20 protein-coding genes and 3 pseudogenes are annotated in these 20,379 nt (G+C 44.2%); 11 read left to right on the top strand and 12 right to left on the bottom strand.

All coding sequences use genetic code 11. The annotated features are described in order from the left end of the window. Positions 1-23: 23 nt before the first annotated feature. Positions 24-965 carry an aromatic amino acid DMT transporter YddG gene (gene yddG / locus KHN79_RS16770; RefSeq protein ID WP_182010121.1) on the bottom strand — a complete coding sequence of 314 codons (942 nt, stop codon included), beginning with the start codon at positions 963-965 and terminating at the stop codon, positions 24-26. A 120-nt stretch (positions 966-1,085) separates the two neighbouring features. Here yddG and KHN79_RS16765 point away from each other — a divergent pair, with 120 nt between their 5' ends. The 5 genes from KHN79_RS16765 (at position 1,086) to KHN79_RS16745 (ending at position 5,291) form a co-directional block, all read left to right on the top strand. Then, the gene (locus KHN79_RS16765; protein WP_182010122.1) at positions 1,086-1,229 is read left to right on the top strand and encodes a hypothetical protein; all 144 of its coding nucleotides are present in this window, start codon (positions 1,086-1,088) and stop codon (positions 1,227-1,229) included. Between the two features lie 12 nt (positions 1,230-1,241). After that, on the top strand, positions 1,242-1,892 hold the full coding sequence (elbB, locus tag KHN79_RS16760) for an isoprenoid biosynthesis glyoxalase ElbB (protein ID WP_182010123.1): 651 nt from the start codon (positions 1,242-1,244) through the stop codon (positions 1,890-1,892). Between the two features lie 331 nt (positions 1,893-2,223). Then, complete coding sequence (gene yiaY / locus KHN79_RS16755; protein ID WP_182010124.1) at positions 2,224-3,372, top strand: L-threonine dehydrogenase; 1,149 nt, start codon at positions 2,224-2,226, stop codon at positions 3,370-3,372. A gap of 164 nt (positions 3,373-3,536) precedes the next feature. Further along, positions 3,537-4,613: a PQQ-dependent sugar dehydrogenase gene (locus KHN79_RS16750; RefSeq protein WP_182010125.1), complete on the top strand. Its 1,077-nt coding sequence runs from the start codon at positions 3,537-3,539 to the stop codon at positions 4,611-4,613. A gap of 54 nt (positions 4,614-4,667) precedes the next feature. Further along, the gene (locus KHN79_RS16745) at positions 4,668-5,291 is read left to right on the top strand and encodes an HAD family hydrolase (protein ID WP_182010126.1); all 624 of its coding nucleotides are present in this window, start codon (positions 4,668-4,670) and stop codon (positions 5,289-5,291) included. Between the two features lie 70 nt (positions 5,292-5,361). Here KHN79_RS16745 and KHN79_RS16740 read toward each other — a convergent pair whose 3' ends face one another. From KHN79_RS16740 to KHN79_RS16705, 8 genes and pseudogenes are all read right to left on the bottom strand, one after another. Then, the gene (locus tag KHN79_RS16740) at positions 5,362-5,838 is read right to left on the bottom strand and encodes a Dps family protein (protein WP_182010127.1); all 477 of its coding nucleotides are present in this window, start codon (positions 5,836-5,838) and stop codon (positions 5,362-5,364) included. Between the two features lie 225 nt (positions 5,839-6,063). Continuing rightward, positions 6,064-8,064 (bottom strand): methyl-accepting chemotaxis protein, encoded by a 2,001-nt coding sequence (locus tag KHN79_RS16735; protein ID WP_182010128.1) that lies wholly within the window; start codon positions 8,062-8,064, stop codon positions 6,064-6,066. Between the two features lie 144 nt (positions 8,065-8,208). Beyond that, a pseudogene (locus KHN79_RS16730) lies at positions 8,209-9,406 on the bottom strand (hypothetical protein). Next, on the bottom strand, positions 9,399-10,112 hold the full coding sequence (locus tag KHN79_RS16725; protein WP_182010130.1) for an ABC transporter ATP-binding protein: 714 nt from the start codon (positions 10,110-10,112) through the stop codon (positions 9,399-9,401). The pseudogene KHN79_RS16730 and the gene KHN79_RS16725 overlap by 8 nt, the downstream one beginning before the upstream one ends. Next, positions 10,112-11,348: pseudogene (locus KHN79_RS16720) on the bottom strand (FtsX-like permease family protein). Before KHN79_RS16720 ends, KHN79_RS16725 begins: the two are co-directional and overlap by 1 nt. Then, entirely contained in the window at positions 11,338-12,567 is a 1,230-nt protein-coding gene (locus tag KHN79_RS16715; RefSeq protein ID WP_182010132.1) for an FtsX-like permease family protein, read from the bottom strand. The pseudogene KHN79_RS16720 and the gene KHN79_RS16715 overlap by 11 nt, the downstream one beginning before the upstream one ends. 30 nt (positions 12,568-12,597) lie before the next feature. Further along, complete coding sequence (locus KHN79_RS16710; protein WP_182010133.1) at positions 12,598-13,344, bottom strand: outer membrane lipoprotein-sorting protein; 747 nt, start codon at positions 13,342-13,344, stop codon at positions 12,598-12,600. A 167-nt stretch (positions 13,345-13,511) separates the two neighbouring features. Further along, positions 13,512-13,759: pseudogene (locus tag KHN79_RS16705) on the bottom strand (ribosome alternative rescue factor ArfA). 432 nt (positions 13,760-14,191) lie between these two features. Between KHN79_RS16705 and KHN79_RS16700 the strand changes: the two are divergent. From KHN79_RS16700 to KHN79_RS16685, 4 genes are all read left to right on the top strand, one after another. Further along, positions 14,192-14,401 (top strand): cold-shock protein, encoded by a 210-nt coding sequence (locus KHN79_RS16700; RefSeq protein ID WP_005375625.1) that lies wholly within the window; start codon positions 14,192-14,194, stop codon positions 14,399-14,401. 83 nt (positions 14,402-14,484) lie between these two features. Continuing rightward, entirely contained in the window at positions 14,485-15,012 is a 528-nt protein-coding gene (locus KHN79_RS16695; RefSeq protein ID WP_182010134.1) for a YaeQ family protein, read from the top strand. Between the two features lie 4 nt (positions 15,013-15,016). After that, positions 15,017-15,571, top strand: a complete 555-nt coding sequence (locus KHN79_RS16690) for a hypothetical protein (protein WP_182010135.1) — start codon at positions 15,017-15,019, stop codon at positions 15,569-15,571. Between the two features lie 116 nt (positions 15,572-15,687). Next, positions 15,688-16,047 (top strand): glutaredoxin, encoded by a 360-nt coding sequence (locus tag KHN79_RS16685; RefSeq protein WP_182010136.1) that lies wholly within the window; start codon positions 15,688-15,690, stop codon positions 16,045-16,047. A gap of 66 nt (positions 16,048-16,113) precedes the next feature. Here KHN79_RS16685 and KHN79_RS16680 read toward each other — a convergent pair whose 3' ends face one another. After that, positions 16,114-16,737: an OmpA family protein gene (locus tag KHN79_RS16680; RefSeq protein ID WP_182010137.1), complete on the bottom strand. Its 624-nt coding sequence runs from the start codon at positions 16,735-16,737 to the stop codon at positions 16,114-16,116. A 277-nt stretch (positions 16,738-17,014) separates the two neighbouring features. On the opposite strand from KHN79_RS16680, the gene KHN79_RS16675 reads away from it, so the two are divergent. Then, on the top strand, positions 17,015-17,650 hold the full coding sequence (locus KHN79_RS16675; protein ID WP_182010138.1) for a thiol:disulfide interchange protein DsbA/DsbL: 636 nt from the start codon (positions 17,015-17,017) through the stop codon (positions 17,648-17,650). Positions 17,651-17,926: 276 nt separating this feature from the next. Then, positions 17,927-18,400: an FKBP-type peptidyl-prolyl cis-trans isomerase gene (locus KHN79_RS16670; protein WP_182011432.1), complete on the top strand. Its 474-nt coding sequence runs from the start codon at positions 17,927-17,929 to the stop codon at positions 18,398-18,400. A 52-nt stretch (positions 18,401-18,452) separates the two neighbouring features. Here KHN79_RS16670 and cyoE read toward each other — a convergent pair whose 3' ends face one another. After that, positions 18,453-19,361, bottom strand: coding sequence for a heme o synthase (gene cyoE / locus KHN79_RS16665; RefSeq protein WP_182011433.1), 909 nt, complete (start codon positions 19,359-19,361; stop codon positions 18,453-18,455). Continuing rightward, on the bottom strand, positions 19,354-20,373 hold the full coding sequence (locus tag KHN79_RS16660) for a COX15/CtaA family protein (protein ID WP_182011434.1): 1,020 nt from the start codon (positions 20,371-20,373) through the stop codon (positions 19,354-19,356). The genes cyoE and KHN79_RS16660 overlap by 8 nt, the downstream gene beginning before the upstream one ends. Positions 20,374-20,379 lie beyond the last annotated feature (6 nt).

The raw sequence follows: 20,379 nt of genomic DNA, 5'->3' as shown, positions 1-20,379 counted from the left end.
AGTTATCAATGATAAAAAGCTCCCTAACCCGGGAGCTTTTCTGTATCTGCGGCTATCTTCCCCTGCGCGGTTTCCTCACGCTTCTCTTTTGTAACCAACCAGCACAATAAAGAACCTAGGGTTACCATGGCGACCCCATACCAAAAGCTTTGGCTTAAGCTGACTCCAAGAATGATTGAGGAGAACAATGCAGAAAAAATCGGCGTAAAGTAAGACAGTGTTGCAAGAAAGACCATGTTTCCGCCCACAATCGCTACGTTCCATAAGCCATATCCACCAGCCATTAAAGCAGAAGACGCCAGCAAATAGCCTAGGGCGGACCAAGAGAATGTCATAGCTGGTTCATCAGTCAGGGCAAACTTAATCCACAAAGAAACCGCGGTAGCGATGAAAAACAGTGTTATCGCGTTATGGCCCGATTGCTGCTTTTTAGTCAGATTACAGTAAATCGCCCAGATTATTGCCCCCGTAAACGCCATAAAATAAACTAACGGGTTACTGCTGACATTGGTAATGATTTGCTGCATGGACAAACCATTATCACCACTCACTGTCCAGGCAACACCTATAAACGCCAGTGTAACCGCGGGATAGAGTAACCAGTTCGGCTTCTTATTACCGCCCAGCACAGCAAACAATACGGTCAACGCTGGCCAGAGGTAGTTCACGATTGACACTTCTATAGCCTGTGCACGAGAGTTGGAGTACCCCAAAGCCAGAGCGAGAAAAATCTCATAGCAAACAAACATTGCTCCCCCTAAGATCAGATACTTAGGAGAAAAGTAAGAGAGTTTGGGAATACCAACCACTATCAGTAGAAATACAGAACTAAGAGAGTACAGTATGGCGGCCCCACCGACAGGCCCCAGACTCTCAGTAACCAGCCTTGCAATGCCTAACAAACAACTCCAGGAAAGGATGGCAATACCGCCGTAAAGCGTGAACCGAAACTGCGCAGATTCCATGTGACCTACTACTCATGAATGCCAACTAAAACGCTAGCTTAACGCAAAAATGATCCGCTTCAACCTACTCCTTTATAAAAATAGGTATAAAAATTATCCCACTACCTGTCTGGAGCTGATATGAAGCACTTTCTCCCGTCTACGATAATGCTCACACCTTTTTTAGTGCGCTACTATGATGAAGAAGCAGAAGACGAAAACGAAGTCGTCGAAACGAATCAATCTCTGAAAGAAAAAGAGCAACAAACGGAAATCATTGAATAAAGGAGCTCTCAGATGAAAAAAGTCGCGGTAATCTTCAGCGGTTCTGGTGTTTATGACGGAACAGAACTTAATGAAGCTGTATTAGCTCTCTATGCTATAGAGAAAGCGGGCGCAACATGGCATTGCTTTGCTCCCAATATTGAACAGTTACACGTCATCAACCATCTGACCGGCAAAGAGATGGACGAAACAAGAAATGTACTAGTGGAATCCGCGCGTATCGCTCGAGGAAATATCGAAGACGTTGCCAGACTCAACGTCGACGATTTTGATGCGCTACTTTTGCCAGGTGGATTTGGCGCTGCAAAAAACCTGACTGACTTTGCGGTGTCTGGTGCGGAGTGTTCCATCAATACACATGTCGCTCAAGCCTGCCGTGAATTCGCCCATGCGAATAAGCCAGCTGGTTATCTTTGTATTGCGCCCGTCATCATTCCGATGATTTATGAACAAGGAGTACAGGGAACGATTGGTAATGATGAAGCGACATCAGCCGCTTTTAATCAAATGGGTGGACAGCACATTGAATGTACCGTCGATGAGTATGTGTTTGATGAAAAACACAATGTACTTTCAACGCCAGCTTATATGTTAGCGGAAAACATCTCCCAAGCAGCCTCAGGCATCGAAAAGTTGATACATAAACTTATCCAGATAGCCTGATTATTGATAGATAACTTATATACAAAAATCTCAACCCCATTGACAAATATAATATCAATGGGGTTTTCTTATACTTTGGTCTAGATTAGATACAAATCATCAATAGATCCCAATTTTTAACATTCTTTTAAGCCATTAAATTAGTATTTCGACTAAGTTATATTGGTGTTACACCGATATAGCGTGTAACGAGATCGCTGTCACACTTATTTCGATGAAAGTCTCCCTCACCGATGTAACTTGTCCTAGATCAACTTGGTACCGGAGAAGGGTATGCGACAGTAAATTCAAATGAGTTACAACTTTTAAAAGAAACGACGGAGCAATCCATATGACAACTGCATTTTTTATCCCTACGGTAAACCTGATGGGTGCTGGCTGCCTGAAAGACGCGGCGAACAGTATTCAATCACAAGGTTTCAAAAAAGGTTTGATCGTAACAGATAAAATCCTTAACCAAATCGGCGTAGTAGAACAGGTACAAGCACTTCTTAACGAAAGAAATGTACCAACGGTTGTATTTGATGGTACTCAACCTAACCCAACAATCACTAACGTTAACGATGGCTTAGCACTTTTAAAAGAAAATGACTGTGATTTCGTAATCTCACTTGGTGGTGGCTCTCCACACGATTGTGCAAAAGGTATCGCACTCGTAGCGTCAAACGGTGGCCAAATTGGAGACTACGAAGGTGTAGATCAGTCGCCAAAACCAATGCTGCCACTTATCGCGATTAATACAACGGCTGGTACAGCATCTGAGATGACACGTTTCTGTATCATCACAGATGAAGAGCGCCACATTAAAATGGCTATCGTAGATAAGCACACTACTCCACTTATCTCTGTTAACGACCCAGAATTGATGCTTGCTAAGCCTGCTTCACTAACTGCGGCTACGGGTATGGACGCTCTGACTCACGCGATTGAAGCTTATGTATCAATTGGCGCAACACCAATCACTGACGCGGTAGCGATCAAAGCGATTGAACTGATTCAAGCACACCTGCGCACAGCTGTGAAAAATGGCGAAAGCTTAGAAGCACGTGAGCAAATGGCATACGCACAGTTCATGGCGGGTATGGCATTTAATAACGCGTCGCTGGGTTACGTTCACGCAATGGCGCACCAACTAGGTGGTTTCTACGATCTACCACATGGCGTATGTAACGCAATTCTGCTTCCTCACGTACAGCGCTACAACGCACAAGTATGTCCTGAGCGTCTGGCTGATGTGGCAAAAGCAATGGGTGTTAATGTTGAAGGTATGTCTGCTGAGCAAGGCGCAGCAGCAGCGATTGATGCAATTGTTGAACTAGCGAAAGATGTAGGTATCCCTGCTGGTATCAAAGAGCTTGGTGCTAAGCTAGAAGACATCCCTACACTTGCAGACAACGCGCTAAAAGATGCTTGTGGTTTCACAAACCCTAAACAAGCTACGCATGAAGAAATCTGTGCAATCTTTGAAGCGGCAATGTAACGCTTAAGAGAAACTTTTCCTGATAGATTAGTGTCTATTGAACCTAGAAATCCCCGATCCTGCATCGGGGATTTTTTTACATCTGTATACAGTAGATTTCCTGACAAACTTGTCTATCTGATGTTAGGTTATATTAACCGACGATGTCGATATTGGAAGGAACCATGAGAACTGTCATCACCACTCTGCTAGCTTGTTTACCGCTTACCGCTCTCTGCGCTCAATACGAAGCAAAGGAAATCGCAAACGGATTCCAAATCCCTTGGGGAATAGAGTTTCTTAACTCAAAAGAGGTTGTGGTTAACGAAAAGAATGGCACGATTTCACTACTCAATATTGAGTCAGGTAAACGCACAAAGTTATATTCCGTCTCTGATGTCAATACCTCTGGTCAGGCAGGCTTATTAGATGTTGCTCTTGCACCAAATGCAGACAAGATTCGCCCACAGCTTTTCTTTACTTACAGTAAACGTACCAGCGAAGGAAATACTGTCGCTCTGGCGACAGCAACTCTCGAAAATAACAAGTTAGTCAACTGGAACGATCTTTTGGTCGCTGATGCGGTTACTGATACCGGAAGGCATTTCGGAAGCCGTATTGCGTTTGTTGACGATAAAGTTTATTTCTCGATTGGAGACCGTGGTGAGCTCGACAACGGACAAAACCGGCAAACTCACGCAGGTTCCATCTTACGCCTAAATCTGGACGGCAGTGTTCCCGCAGATAATCCTTTCAAAAGCACTGATGCCCGTCCTGAAATCTGGAGTTATGGCCACCGTAACCCACAGGGTTTATTTTACGATGAAGCAACCCATCAATTATGGTCTATCGAACACGGCCCCAGAGGCGGTGATGAAATAAACCTGATTAAAAAGGGCAGCAACTATGGCTGGGCACGAGTCTCTCAAGGGAAAGAGTATTGGGGACCGCTGGATGTCGGTGAGGCAAAGTCCTTACCTGAAATGGAAGATCCAAAACTGGTCTATATACCTTCTATCGCACCAAGTAACTTAGTCCTATATCGTGGGGGCAAATATCCGGATCTCGACGGAAAAATTGTGGCTGGGGCACTAAAGCTTACCCATATCAATGTGGTGTCTGTCGAAGATGGAGAACTCACCGAGTATCAACGCCTGATGGAAGACCTTGGAGAGCGAATCAGGGACATCACCATCAGCCCTGATGGTTATCTCTACTTTTCAACCGACTCGGGAAAGATCTTTCGTCTCGAGCAGAAATAAACCAAACTGGGCTTAGGTTTTTAAAATATCTTAAATAGCATTCATGAGGTCACAATGATTCCGTTCCCACTAGTCGTAAATGGCATTAAAGCCGTGATTTTCGATCTCGATAATACACTTGTGAGTTCGGACATGGATTTCAAGACGCTGCGCCAACAGCTTGGTTGCCCACAGTCTGAAGACTTACTGGAGTTTGTTGAAAAGTTAGAACACCCGCATCATCAAGAGCACGCCCATAACGTAATTTTTGATCATGAGATTTCTGATGCCGAACAGTCGTCACCGATGCTCGGATGTCACGACATACTGGCTTACTTAGATAAAGAAAATATCAGAACAGCAATCGTTACGCGTAATTGCCAAATTGCAACACAGCGAAAACTCGAACATAACCAAATTGAGGTTGAACGCGTTATTACACGTGAGTGCTACCCGCCTAAACCCGATCCATTATCGTTGCAGATATTAGCAAAAGACTGGCGTCTGATGCCGCATGAAGTCCTTTATGTTGGTGACTTCCTATACGATTTGCAGGCGGCTTACAATGCAAAGATGCCTTCTTGTCTCGTCCACCATGGTAACGTATCAGACTTCGCTAACTCGGCATCACTCTCAGTAAAAGAACTCAGTGATTTATTAAATTACTTTCAATCGTCCCTACAACGCCAAGATTACTAACCAGGCGAACAAACGAAAAAAAAAAGAGCACCTAAGTGCTCTTTTGATCTTATTTCCCGATTCTTTTTCCTTACTGCAGATAAGCGTTAAGCATCCACATCAGTTTTTCTTGTTCACGAATATAATCGCCCATTAATGCAGCTGTACCTTCATCATCCGCTTCTCCTGCGTTGAATAGAATGTCACGCTGCTTGAGAAGGAGAACGCTAAAACCATCGACAAGGCCTTTAACACATTCATCTCCGGAGGTTGCATTTTGATGCTCACGAATCTCACTGGATTCCAGATAGTGACTGAAGGCATGTGCTGGGGTATAACCCAAGGTCAAAATACGTTCTGCCAGTTCATCAATTTTTACTTGCAGGTCGGTGTAGATTTCTTCAAATTTTACATGTAGCTCAAAGAATTGATGCCCTTTGATGTTCCAGTGGTAACCACGTGTGTTCATGTACAACACTTGGTAGTGGGCAAGTAGTTGATTCAACTGTTGTGCTAGTTGTTCAGAATGTTCGCGATCCAGACCAATTAGGCTTACTTGTGTACTCATATCTTGCTCCTGGTAATACGTTAAAACTTATTTTGCAGTGTTCGCTGCTGATGGAGTTATATTAAATCGGTGCACTGAGTAAGGAAATTCGGTTTTAGCTATAGCTTTGATAACCAAATTCAATAGATCAAAAGTGATTGATATCGAGAGATTAAGGAAACGATAAAAAAAAGCCCAACCATGTGATACTCGATAGAGTAATGGTTGGGCGATAATCAGCTTCGTTTAAGCGGTTTTAAATGCGGCCATTTGCTGGTTAAGCTCTGTCACCTGCTCTTTGACCTGTAGAGAAGTGTCAGAAGCATGCTGGCTGTTGCTCGATACCTCATCCACAGAGTGAGTAATATCATTCATTAAACCAGTAATTGACTGCGTTGCATGTGACTGTTGTTCCGCAGCAGCTGCTAGTTCAGCCATCTGGTCGTTTAGTGAACTGATTTGCTCAGTACTTGTGACTAATTTACTCACCGCCTTCTCTATATGTTCAGCACCGGTTTCTGCAAGCGACTGACTGTGCTCTATTTCTTCAACAACTAAGTTCGTTGAACTCTGTATAGCGTTGATGATGTTATTGATCTCTGTCGTTGATTGGGTTGTTCTCGATGCGAGCATGCGTACTTCATCTGCAACAACAGCAAATCCACGCCCCTGCTCTCCTGCACGTGCCGCTTCGATCGCGGCATTGAGGGCTAGCAAATTGGTTTGTTCTGCCAGGCCTTCGATCACTTCAGTAACCCGGCCTATCGCTTCACTCTCTTTACTTAGTTGTGTAACACGAGAACTCGCGTTTTCTATGCTGCTATGCAAACTGTCCATCGTGATTTTGTTTTGCTCTAACGCATCTCGACCTTGCTCAATTTCACCTTTAGAATCAGACAATTTCTGAACCGACTGATGCGCTTGCGCCAACGTATTCCGCGCTGCAGTTGCTATCTCTTCAAGCTGACGTCCCATTTCAACAATGTTAGTTTGCTGCTGCTCCACATTAGTCGACGTTACCTGTGCGGACTCTAAAAGTTCTCCCATGCTGATATCGACCTGGGACGCTTTACCGCTTACGCCGGCTACAATGTTGGCCAGCGACTCGTTCATGCGGTTGATAGATTCAGTCAATACAGCAAGCTCATCCTTACCTGAAACATTAAGTGGCGGCTGGGAAACATCTCCAGAGGCGATCGTCTTTGCACGCTCGGACACTTGTCTGACTCTGCGGCCAATCGTGTTCCCCATGTATTTAGAACTCGCGATGGCAGCCACAATCACAAGTACTGCAGCAATCAACGTTGATGTCAGTACATTTTGAATGGACTGGCTGATACCTTCACCACTCTGATTCGCCCGATTCTGTTGCGCCATTACTATCGCTTCCAGGCTCTTGTCCAGCGAATTTGCAGCAGGTAACAGTTCATTTGCCATCAATAAGTTTGACTGATTCCATTCTGGTGAGCGGCGCAAAGTAATCACCTGCTCAGCTAACGGGAAATACAGACCCTGCATCTCCTTGAACAATGACCACAGTGATTTATCGTTATCCGATAACCTGTCTAGTTTCCCTTCAATCTCCTCAACAGATTGATTATGGAACTTGATCAAATCCCGATATTTATCGAGGTGTTCTTCTTGTCCATACAAAAGGAAGTCACGCAGTGCTGACAGGGCATTCGAAAGTGAGGTATAGCTGTCTGCATAGACTTTGAAAAGTCGTTTACGATCACCGCCAAACAGGTTTCCTGACTCTTCATTTATCAGACTTTGGATCTGATCGAGCGCCACTTCAGCGATAGGCGCCGCTTCGTTGGTAAATAAGCTATGTGCAGGTAAATTTTCGTCACTATGACCAAGTTCAAGCAGCTGATTTAAAAAGCCTTTCATGCCATGCCACTGACTTTGAATATCGAGAAAATCTTGCTCCGAAATCAAGGCTTGCAGAGTCGGCAATGATTCATCTGTCGACGAGATAATATTTTGCACATCCTGGCTGAGTTGTTCTGCTGCCACTTCATCTCCGCCAAGCAACATGTATGCTCGAATGGAAGACAGCGACGCTTGAACAGATTGTTGAATACCACGACTCGTATCTACTGTCGGTAGATCTGACGTAAGCAGTGAAGAAGCATGTTGTTCTACGGTAGTGATGCTGCGATAAGTAAAGAGCGCAGAAGTAATAAAAAGTACGGCAAGCAGCATAAAACTCAGCTGCAACTTCCCTGAAATCGTAAGGTTCATCCATAAACTCCTGAAAACGATGAACCTCAAATATAACGCTATTTACAAAAACATTAAATATAAGTAACACAAATGGATTAAAAACAAGGTTTTATTTGTTATTAATAAAACTATTTAGATACAACGACTAATCTGAAGCATGCTCTAAAAGCTGTATCGTATATTTGCGTACAACAAAACCGCCGGAGTTTCACCAAACAGGCTGTCACTTGTTCCGTTAAAGCTTTGTAAAACAGTAAGCAACTGCCAATCAGTCGCAAGTGAATAACTATTCGACAAGCCAGAAAAAAAACGATCCATCATCATAATAACTTATTGAGGCGGTAAAACGATTAAGTGAGGTAAGGTCAAAGCTCATATCGGTATACAGAGTATGTTGTGTGAAACTTAGTGTTTTGGCATCTAGTGGCAAGTTAAGGTAAGCCAGTGCGCTTAACGCTTTCTGCGGTTCAGAGATATACAACCAGGCAACGCGCCCTAGCCAACTGCGCGATCCTCCAAAGCTATAGTCTGCTTCAAGGCTCCCGACCATGGTTCTTTCGGTATTGTCACTTACGAACTGGGAGTCAATGGGGTCGAACCATGATAGCTCTCCTCGAATACCAGCTTCATAAATGTCCGTTGCAAAGCCTGCTCCTAACACGAAATCCCGTTTAGAGCGCCCGGCAATCACCTGATAATCCCAGCCAGATTTATTAGCGAAATAGCGCAATGACAGACTGTTTTTCGCCGGTTTTTTAGCTGGTGCAAAAACTAAATCGATACCACTGGCAAAATCTAATGTTTTACTAGCCATAACTGCATCGGTTCCGGCCCTCTCTTCATAATCAAAATCATAAATAGAGTAAGCGTTATAGATATCGTTTGGATTCCAGATCGTATTCATAGACCAATTAACACGGAATCGGCCGAGCAGCCCTCTCCAGTCATCCTGTTGCCAGGAAATATAGAGTCGATCGATCTGAGTGTTCAGGATGACGCCATCTTCACGCCAATTTTTGCTTATGTCGAAATAGCCGTTATCCAGAGCCACTAACTGTGGATACTGTTCAATATCCAGCGCATCACCCCACAGCGCGCGATTTCTGATGCCGATATTGATATGCCAGCTCGGAGAAAAGCGATATTCGAAATTAAAACGGTTGTGAATAAGATGATCGAGCGTGTTGCTCTGTTTTTCCGGAATGCTATAGGTGGCCATATATTTGACATAACCATCTAAGTCCCAGGACTTTTCTGCTTCTAAACCAGGAACTGCCCCGATGGCTTGAGCGCTTACCAATGCCAGAAAAGAGACGGCCAACGACCCGTTGAACTTTGGTTTACCTGTCCGTCTATGCATGGGCTTTCTCTGCCGTATTACCGATATTAATAAAATCTCTCGCTAAGCGCCCATCTTCGAAAACGATTATGCGATGTGCGCGTTTGATCACCCTGGGATCATGGGTAGAAAAGATGAAGGTTGTACCCTCCTGCTCGCTAAGCTGCTCCATAATATCGAGCAACTCAGCCGTACTTTTCGCATCTAAATTGGCTGTTGGTTCGTCGGCCATAACAAAACGTGGTTTCGGAGCCAGTGCCCGCGCTACCGCGACACGTTGTTGTTGTCCTCCGGACATTTTACTTGGTCGCTTATCTATCTGCTCAGACAAACCGACTTGTTCCAATAAAGAAGTCGCGCGTTCACGACATTCTCGCTCAGTCTTTCCTTGCAGCTGCATGACAAACTCAACGTTTTCCAATGCCGTCAAAACGGGCAGTAAACTGTAATCCTGGAAGATGAAGCCAATATTATCTCTTCGGTAAGCAATCAGCTCTTTCTCCGACATTTCTGAAATAAGGCAACCATCTATCTCAACTCTTCCGGATGTCGGCGCATCAATTCCACCCAGCATGTTCAATAACGTTGTTTTTCCTGAACCAGATGGTCCCATAATGGCAACAAACTCTCCCTGTTTTATTTCCAAATCCACGCACTGAACTGCATGAACCGGAAAATCACTCTCAGGGTTATATGTTTTGGTCAGCCGCTCGAGTTTTATTGTCATCAAGTTTTCTCCGCCATGGCATCCACTGGTCGATGCTTGAGAATTTGTCGTGCCGGATACAAAGCAGCAAAGAGGCTAGCAACAAAAATTGCTACAATGATCATTCGATATTCAGAAAAAGACACCCTGGGAAATAACAAGGTATCAACGCCATAGGCTCCGAGCCCGTCCGCCAAGCCGCTAAGAGACAAACCTGTAATACTCAGAATTTTTAGCATAACAGCACTGCCAAGTAAGCCTAAAGCACAACCTGATAAGCCTAAAAACAGGGTCTCTAAAATAATCAATGTGCGGATTTTATGTTGCTGCATGCCAACCGCCATCAACACTCCAAACTCTCGCGTTCGCTCGAAAACCGACATCAGCATAATATTGATAATTCCCAGAGTCAGGGCTAATACAAACACCACCAGCATGACCTGATTGGAGATGTTCATCGAACTCATCATAGTAGAAAGCAACGGTTGTATCTCCAGCCACTTTCTTACGACAAGCTGGTCACCTATAGATTGAGATAGTAACGACTGGGTAAAAGCTCTGGTTTGTTCGAGAACGTTCTCGTCGTTTGACTTGAGCAAGATGGAAATCTCATGAGCGCCTACAAGCCCTGCTATTTTTTCCAGATCCGCTTTACGAACGTAAACATTGCGGTCATCAAAAGTTGTAGACGGCGTTTTAAAAATCCCTCTTACACGAAAAGCCGCACCAGAAACATCACCCTTAATATCAGAAAGCGTCAAAATCACTTTAGAACCGATACGCAGCTTTAATCTTTGCGCAGTTTTTTGGGAAACCAAAAGCGGGTTCTTCCCCTCTTCATTCAACCACTCTCCTTGCTGAATATGTCTGGCAAGGGGCGTAATTCGTCCTTCCTGTTCAATATTGATACCATTGATACGAATGCCACGTGTACTGCGCGCAGAAGCAATCATTCCATCTGCTAAAAAACGCTCAGACACCGCCTTTACGTCAAGTTGATTGGCTAAGGTCGTGGCAATTACATCTGAGTTTGGGATAATTTCTTTAATTTCAGGGTTAATCAGGTATTCACTTTGATGAATCTGCAAATGGCTGGTTTGCCAGGTAATCGCGTTTTTTTATCATGCTATCAACCAAGCCGTTCATAAAACCTATCATGGCAACCACACCCATCAGGCCGAACACCATAGCCCCTATCATAATCGACGTCCTGAGCTTATTTCTCCATAAGTTGCGCCAAGCCAATTTAATCAACATGAGCGCCTCCTTTTAGCCCACTTGCAATCGGTAAACGTAATAAACGCACCATCGGATACAAGAGGCATAAGAAGAGTATAAGGAGTACAACCAGAATTTGATTCAGTGCCAGATGGGGATCAACTGATACAGGTACGATGGGTTCAAAACCGGTTTCCAACATGACCTGCGCGGCTTCACCGGTGATTTCAATTGGATTGAAGTAGAAGTAGCCTAGAACGGGTGCACTGATGCATAGTCCAATCAGAACCCCAAGAACGGAAATGAACAACGATTCAATCGTTATCAAGGAAATTAACTGCCTTCTCAGCATCCCGGTAGCGAGCATGACGGCAAACTCTCTTTGTCGCTCTAACGTTGTCATGAGAATAGTAGCAAACAGCCCAAAACCAACGATGCCATAGAGGATATAAATCAGAAAGATCCCGCCCGCTTTATCTAAAGCTATCTGTTGCGACAACTCCGGCGATAATGCTTTCCAGTCTTTAACTGCAACGTCTTTACCATAGTCTCTGCTTAACTGATCAACGACATTAGGCAAATTGCGTAAGCTTTTCGCGTTGAGCACCCAGGCGGTGACTTGTTTATCAAGAGAATATAACGATTGAGCGGTATCAAGGGGCATGTATACCAGTTGAGTATCTAGCTGTTGCAGAGGGAAATGTAAAATACCTGAAACAAAATATAGCCCTGCAGCCGTCTGACCATGATACCCCATGCCATACAAGACCAACTCATCGCCGACGTCTAGATGCAAATAATGGGCTAACCCTGACCCAACAAGCACTGAGTTCTCTCCCGAAGCGATATAAGTCCCCTTAACGATTTTACTGCTGATACCGGAGTATTTATCTTCGGCTTCGGGATCAACTCCGATAATTAACGCTCCTTTAGAACGCTCATCTTTAGCCGCAAGGGCAAAAGATTCTAATCGTGGCAGAACGACGTCAATACTGGGATTATCTTTCGCGACAGAGATAAAAGCTTCGCTTTGGGGCAAGACATCATCAATACTGGAAGAGTCGCTGAATTCCGGATTTTGTAATTGAATCAAACCAGTGTAGAACTTAGCGGCGTTTTTTATGTTGGATGTATAGCTACCTTCCTGGAACGCTCTTGTTATCAGGGAGAGAAAGAGTACTAAAGCCAATGCCGTCGCTGTCAGCAGCGTCCTTCGCTTTTGCCTCCATAAGTTCCGCCATGCAAGTTTAATCAGCATACGCCCGCCTCTTTTCCTTTAACAGTTCACTTAGTCCCTCAATAACTTCATCTGCTGCTGAGAAAAGAAATCATCATCAATGTTGAAATCGAACTGCGCCTGATGCGTGATTAACACCGTTTTATTACCCGGCTTATCCATCGGCTGCATTTCCATGCGAGTCGCAACCGTCCTGCCACCTAACATTTTGATGTCGAAAGTGGTCATCACGTTGATTAACTCATCAAACTCGTCATAGAACTCTATCTTGCGCTGCAAATAGGTATCTTTAGAAATCCACAGAGAGACTTTATTCCAGACGACAGGTGCATCAGGTTTTGCTACGGCGTCTATTTTCCAAACGTTGTCGCCATCAAAGGCCCCCTCTCCCACCAAGGTATGCTCGTAATCCACAACAATGGAAGACTGATTTATAAGATCATCGTTGGTAAAGTCGGAGCCCATCCAGGATTGGCTTAGCATGGAAGGCGCTATTTTAATGATTCGTTCTATACTGGGTACCCAGTTCCACATCTCTCTATAACGCTTCAGAGATGCACTTCCTTTATCTTTAGCAGGTGCCGTCACCAAAACCATGGACAACTCAGTGCCTTTCGTCCAGCTTTTCATCGTCATTGAGCGGTGCCAGTCCGGTCGGATAATGTCCATGGTCGCTTCACTATAGCTCGATTCACCACGCATCATCTGATCAGACTTTTGGACAATATCAAAAGCAGAAACAGCAAACGTGAACGGGGAGAATATAATAGATATCATAAATAAATACGGTTTAAACATAAGTCTCAACTTGCCAACTCGTCCTGGAAGCAAACGCCAGAAATTATAATAAAAACATGAAATTCAATTGAGTATAGCAAGGAACTGATTGTGCCTAAGTGAAGCAAGGCAGAAATATCAAAGCTGAGGCATATAAAGGTAAGGGAGTGAGTGAAAAGGAGTAAAGGCTAGGCGGAAGACATGAAAAAAGCCCTATTCAAAATCCACTCCGGGAGAACTTTGAATAGGGCTCTTTGCCTCTGTGCTTCATTTTACGGCGGAAGCTGCCTTTACCTTTTTTCGCTTGTACCACTCTGGTTGTAAATAACTGACTTGTGACAACCGCTTTTAATGCATTGTCTTTTATTTGCCCTCTGCCGAACTCCGTGTCTCTATCACACTCACTCGACTGAGGACGAGGTCTTAACTTCGCCATAAACTCTCCTTAATGGTCTGGCCGGATTGAGCGAAAGTATATACCCAAACTACCTCAAGATACACGCTCGTGAAGCGATAGTTGCCTTAAAAATATTTTGCTATAAAAATAAGTCAATTTAGTTGATAAAAATAAAAATTGTGCTCAAAAACTTCACAACAGCGTCATTTAATTGAAAAATACTCAAAAACATGCTGTTTAAATAGTGACTAATTACAAATATTTTCCCTTAAACTACTAATATCAGTTGACTCTTACCGGATTTAACCTAGACTCATTTACGGCTAGAAAGAAAGTTCTTTGTTTTCACATTTCGTTGGATTACTCGTAACTCCGTCGTCCTGTGGTACGCAATAGCAATTTATTTTTTCCACGCTATAAGCGCCGTTGAGGCGAAAGATTACACAAATTTAGATATTTAGGAAAATAGACATGTCTAACACAGCTACTGGCACAGTAAAGTGGTTCAACGAAACTAAAGGCTTCGGTTTCATTCAACAAGAAAACGGTCCTGACGTATTTGCTCACTTCTCTGCAATCACTGGTGACGGCTTCCGTACTCTAGTTGAAGGCCAGAAAGTAGAATTTGTTATCTCTCAAGGTCAAAAAGGCCCTCAAGCAGAGCAAATCAAAGTACTTTAATTCTTAAAGAATTTGATATGGTAGCCAGCTTTTTAGCTGGCTATTTTTTTGCCCATTTATAAGCACAACACAACGATAAGAACATGGCGCTAAAACCAACAATTTATAAGTTTCGTATCGATATATCCGATATGAACAACGACTATTATAATTCACACAAACTGACCATCGCTCTGCATCCCTCTGAAAAACCTCAACGAATGTTAGCTCGCGTTTTAGCATACTGTCTGAATGCAACAAGTGAGCTGGAATTTACCAAAGGGTTATCAACCACCGAAGAACCCGATTTATGGCACGTAGCCGACGACCAGACTATCACCCACTGGATAGAAATTGGCGAACCGGATCCGGAGAGAGTTAAAAAAGCGACTCGTCTGGCCAAGAACGTGAAGGTTTACAGCTATAACACTAAAGCTTCAGTATGGTGGGAAAAAGTATCTGGCAAGTTTTCAATGCTTCCAGTCACTGTTGAAAACTTTGATTACGAAGCTATTGACAGGATTTGTCAGTACCTTGACCGAGGCGCAAACCTGTCTGTTATGATCACTGGTACATCAATATATGTTGATATAAACGACCAACATATAGAAGTAACAGTGAAGGAACTGTAACGTCATGACGCCACTGAGTGAACTGATTGAAGAGATGGGAATCAAAACGATTCCCTTCGTAACTGAACATGAAGCAGCAAAGAAACGCTGGTTAAATGAGCAAAACTCACTATTCATGCGAGTATGTGAAAACAAGCCGGCAACCGCTCCCGTGCTACATTTGCTGGGTCTACTGACTAAATCACATATCGAGGCCAGTGCCCTTTATGAGCAACACGCCCAAACGACTCTGCAGATGCACCAGGCGTTAACGGATTCTGTCGGTAATGAACACGCCAATAAGTTTACGAATAATTCAGCAGAAGAACTTACTCTTATTACGCACCTTTGGCTTTACATCCAAGGTTATCTAAACATGGATTTCAGCTTAGCTCACGACCATGCAGAGCAAACTCAAACAATATTGCAGCGTGAATTGGTGATTAAATGCATTGACCTGAACGCATTCCGATCTGAACTAATGCGCAGTTTTTACCTAGGTCGAGAAGCTAACCCATCAACAAACGAAAGCATAATAGGCAAACTTAAGCGACTGCTTTCCATACAAAAAGCCATATAAAAAGCATGGTTTTATCTAACACGAACAACTGATAGACTCCACCGCTGGCGCAATACTGGTACTAATCATGATTGCAAATGTAAAAGGCATCCATCTATAGAACACAAGGATTTGTTATGAAGTTTATCCGTTGGTTTTTAGGCAAAATCATATTATTGCTTAATGCCGTTTTTTCACCTCGCGGGATCAAACGTAGTGCTGATGACCAGATGAGTGTCGATAAAAAATCTGAAGACTATGCTCTGTACCAGTTTGAAGCGTGCCCCTTCTGCGTAAAAGTACGCCGTGCAATGAAGCGCCAATCAGTGAATATTGAACTGCGTGATGCGAAGAACGACCCACGTCATCGCCAGGATCTTGAGCAAGGCGGTGGCCGAGTAAAAGTGCCATGCCTTCGAATCGAAAAAGATGGTAAGACAGAATGGCTTTACGAGTCATCGGACATCGTTAACTACATCGAAAAAGAATTTGCCTAAGTTCCCCCTAGAACACTGGCGGATGTAAAAGAGGCACCATTGATTGGTGCCTCTTTTCTGTTTTAGCTACTCACTGACGATCAGCATCAGTTCTACGCGTCGGTTACATGCTTTGCCAGTAGATGTATCATTGCTGCATTGTGGAACGTACTCACCAAACCCACGAGAGAAGACTCGCTGACGAGGCATATTGGTTCTAAGTAACTGACTTTCCACCTCACGCGCACGCTTCTCTGACAGCGTATCGTTAAAACTTGCAGTACCTGAGTTATCCGCATGACCATTAATGACGATATCTACATCACTTCGGCCTGAAAGGTAATGGCCAAGACTTCTTAACCATTCCTGAGACTGTAACGATAACTGCGCAGAGCCTGTCTGAAAGTGAACCTGATCTTTTAAGCGCACCATCAAGTGGCCGCCGCGAATCGTCTCGTGGGCAATATTATGCCTGTCTAAGAACATCTCCAACGACGCTACATTTTGCGACGTTGTTGCAGCAGTGCTCGTTGTTTTTTGCACACGAGGAGCAATAACACCCGTTGAGCGTGCATAGCCCCACTCCGGATGTCTCAATTCAGTGTTCGTTTTAGGCGCTGTGTCTAACATCTTGGCTCCAGGAACCATATCTTTACTGACGCTGCCACATCCCGAAAGAATGCAACAAACAATTAAAAACCACTGCTTCATACCGTTACCAACGTAGAAAAACTCTTACTTACTGTGTCGACTAAGTGCGTGTTCTCTTTAGCACTTTTGTTCATTCGAAATTTAATCTAATGCCAAAAGACATTGAGATAATCAACTTAAATGCACTGATCGTGCCACTTTGACTACTGACATAATCCCGCCAGAAAGCCTCTATTGAGGTATTATCGCCCCACTTTAGTGTAACAATCGGTTTTAATGGTTTTAGTCGTTAACATTAACCGATAAACTAACGAAAATTTCTCATTAGAGCGTTAATATGTTCAAAAACATTTTGAAAGGATTTGCTTTTATTGCCGCCGTAACGGCGCTCTCTGCATGCGACAGCGGCAATTCTCAGCCACTACAGGGCAAACAATACGAACTTCTGCCTATATCTCTTCAGGAATACCAGCTGGCTCCGGTAACTGAGGCTTTCTCGTTAACCTGTGGTCATTGCCGTTCGATGGAAGAGTTTATCCCTCAAATTGAGTCTCTGACCAATCAGCAAGTCGAAAAGATGCATGTTACTTTTAATGAAAGTGCTCAAATCAGCGCTATCATTTTCTATGCAGCTGTAATGCAGTTAGAAGCAACTCCGGATAAAGCCTTTATGGCAGATCTATTTGCTGCTGTTCAAATGGCGCCCGATGCAACGGCTGAAGAACGCCAGGCTGCAGTAGAAAAAGCGTTTGATTCCCGTAACCTGATCAGTCCTTATCAACTCGATAAAGCACAACAAACGCAGCTTTTTGAATACATTAAAAAAGCAGAAGCAATAACGACTCGCGGTCAGATTAACTCAGTACCAACATTTATCATCAATGGTAAATATCAGGTCATTTCCAGTGGTCATGAAAGTGTTGAAGCGATGGCTGAGACCATTAATTATTTATTAGGGTCTGTTGACCTTTAGCGGTTAATTTTGTTCGAGATAAAAGCGTGTTAATCGCGGCGAGAGGTTTGTAGCCTAGTCATTCTAAGCAAAACACCTCTCAACAAAGAGTAAAACGCTTTTAGCCGAACCCTTCGGGCAGCATTTGTGGGCCCTTTCTACTGCGTTATCGGCTTTTCAGGTAGAGCAACTACATTTCAAAGCCTCTGCCTTGTATAAAGAACCCACAAATCGCTGCAAAATTCAGCTCGAAAGGTCAACAGACCCTACAGCAACCTAAATAGACAAGGAGCCAACGTGTCTAAATTTTTGTTTCCCCTCATCATTTTTATTTTGGCGGCGTTTTTCATTTACCGCACATGGACAAACCATAAAGTTGCAGATGAAAACTTTGCTAAAGGACAAGCGTTCCTGTTAGAAAACGCCAAGAAAGAAGGCGTTATCACAACCGAAAGCGGCCTTCAGTACATGGTGCTGGAAAAAGGTACTGGTGATGTTCACCCGACTGCGACCAGCAAAGTTAAAGTGCACTACCACGGCACATTAATCGATGGCACCGTTTTCGACAGTTCTGTGAATCGTGGCGAGCCAATCTCATTCGGTCTGAACCAAGTGATTAAAGGCTGGCAAGAAGGTGTTCAGTACATGGTAGAAGGCGAGAAAATTCGCTTGTTCGTTCCAAGCACGCTGGGTTACGGAAAAGGCGGTACGGGTCCAATTCCACCAGCAAGTGTGTTGATCTTTGATATTGAGTTATTGGAAATCCAATAAGCCCACCCAAAAATGCCGGACTTAACAGTCCGGCATTTTTCTATCCGAGTGTTCACATCAATGTAAAATCAATGTTGTGGTCAGCGAGTAAGGCGATAAACAGTACAAACAGGTGATAAATAGAAAACTTAAACGTCTCAATGGCGCTGTTATCCTCCGATGCGTACTTCAGTTTCCAGGCGTGATAAATAAACCCGGCATTAAGCAGCAGTGAAGCAAACAGGTAAACAGATCCCACCATACCGACCAATACCGGCATCAAACAGACCAGAGTGAGTAATACCGAATACAGCAGAATAGAAGTTTTGGTGTATTCAATACCGTGAGTGACCGGCAACATGGGAATATCCACCTTTCGATACTCTTCTACTCTGTGAATCGCCAGAGCCCAGAAGTGCGGCGGCGTCCAGATAAAGATGATCATAACCAAAAGCCACGCGTTACCATGTAACTCACCCGTTACTGCAGTCCAGCCAAGTAATGGCGGCATTGCACCTGCGATACCTGCAATCACAATATTCTGCGGTGTTGCCCGTTTTAAATACATGGTGTAGACAACCGCATAGCCAAGTAAGCTCAAGCACGTCATCCATGCGGTAAGCGGGTTTACCCAAACAAACAACAGCACAAATCCCAGTAAACCTAAACACATGGCAAATATTGCTACCGACATCGGACTCGTATAACCAGAAGGTAATGGGCGTTTATGTGTTCGGGCCATTCTTGCATCGATCCGGCGGTCGATAAGATGGTTAAACGCCGCAGCTGAACCAGCCATCAATCCTATTCCCGTTAGTCCTATTGCTGCCTGTACCCAGGGAAAAACCTCAACGGGCGCTAAGCTCATGCCCACTATCGCCGTAACCAGCATCAGCGCGACAACTTTAGGTTTAGTGAGCTTTAGGTAAGTGGAACCTATTCTCTTTCGTCCCTCTAACGACAATGCCATTTCTTTATTCATAGCGAACTCCTTTCACTTGAGGGCTCCATTGCGTTTTACCCTGCCACAAGTAAAACTGACTCACACAAATCAGGCTCAGTAGAACTGCAGCACCAAGGGTATGCGCCACCGCAACATAGATAGGTAGCTGAAACACGACATTACTCACACCCAACATGACCTGGCATACGAGTACAAGCCCGATCCACGTCCCTGAAGTGCGTAAATAATGTGAGTCATGCTTAATCAGTAATAAACAATAAGCCCCAACGACCAGTGCAGTGACAATAGCACCGATACGATGGCTAACATGGATGGTCATTCTTGCCGGATATTCCAGAACGCCAAACTCGTAATTATCGAATCCGGTCTGCCAGAAAGAAAACGCCTCTTGCCATGACAAATAACTAACCCAGTCCCCTTCACAAATAGGCAACGTAGTACACATCAAAGCTGCGTAGTTAGAGGATGTCCAACCACCAAGTAACACCTGACATAGCACCACGACAAAAGCGATCATTGAGAACAATCGCACTGAACTTGTGGACGGAGAAAAATAGATACTCCCTTGCGCCCTTAGCTGGCAATAAAATACCGCTTGCAGCACCAGCAATGTAAAACCACCAAGCAGATGAAGCATAACAATGACGGGCATCAGCTTAAGCGTAACCGTCCACATGCCTAACAGCGCCTGCCCTATCACCAGCAGGCACAGCGTGACAGGAATGAATGCATTAACACGCTCAGACCGAGACACAATAACCGCTATAACAAAAATCAACATTCCGAGCGACCCTGCAAAATAGCGGTGGATCATCTCCAGCCAGGCTTTCTCGTGCTCTACGGCACGCTCAGGAAAATTAAGGTTCGCTCTTGCTACGTCGTCTTCATGATGGGGAACCGACAAATGACCATAGCAACCCGGCCAGTCAGGGCAGCCTAAGCCAGCATCGGATAAACGCGTATACGCACCGAGCATGATCACCACCAAAGTAACAACTAAGCTCACTCTCACCAGCCGCACTAATATCATGATTCC

Source organism: Vibrio sp. B1FLJ16 (assembly GCF_905175385.1).
Classification (GTDB): Bacteria; Pseudomonadota; Gammaproteobacteria; order Enterobacterales; family Vibrionaceae; genus Vibrio.
The sequence above is the reverse complement of the archived record's forward strand: the minus strand, read 5'-3'. Positions and strand labels throughout refer to the sequence as shown.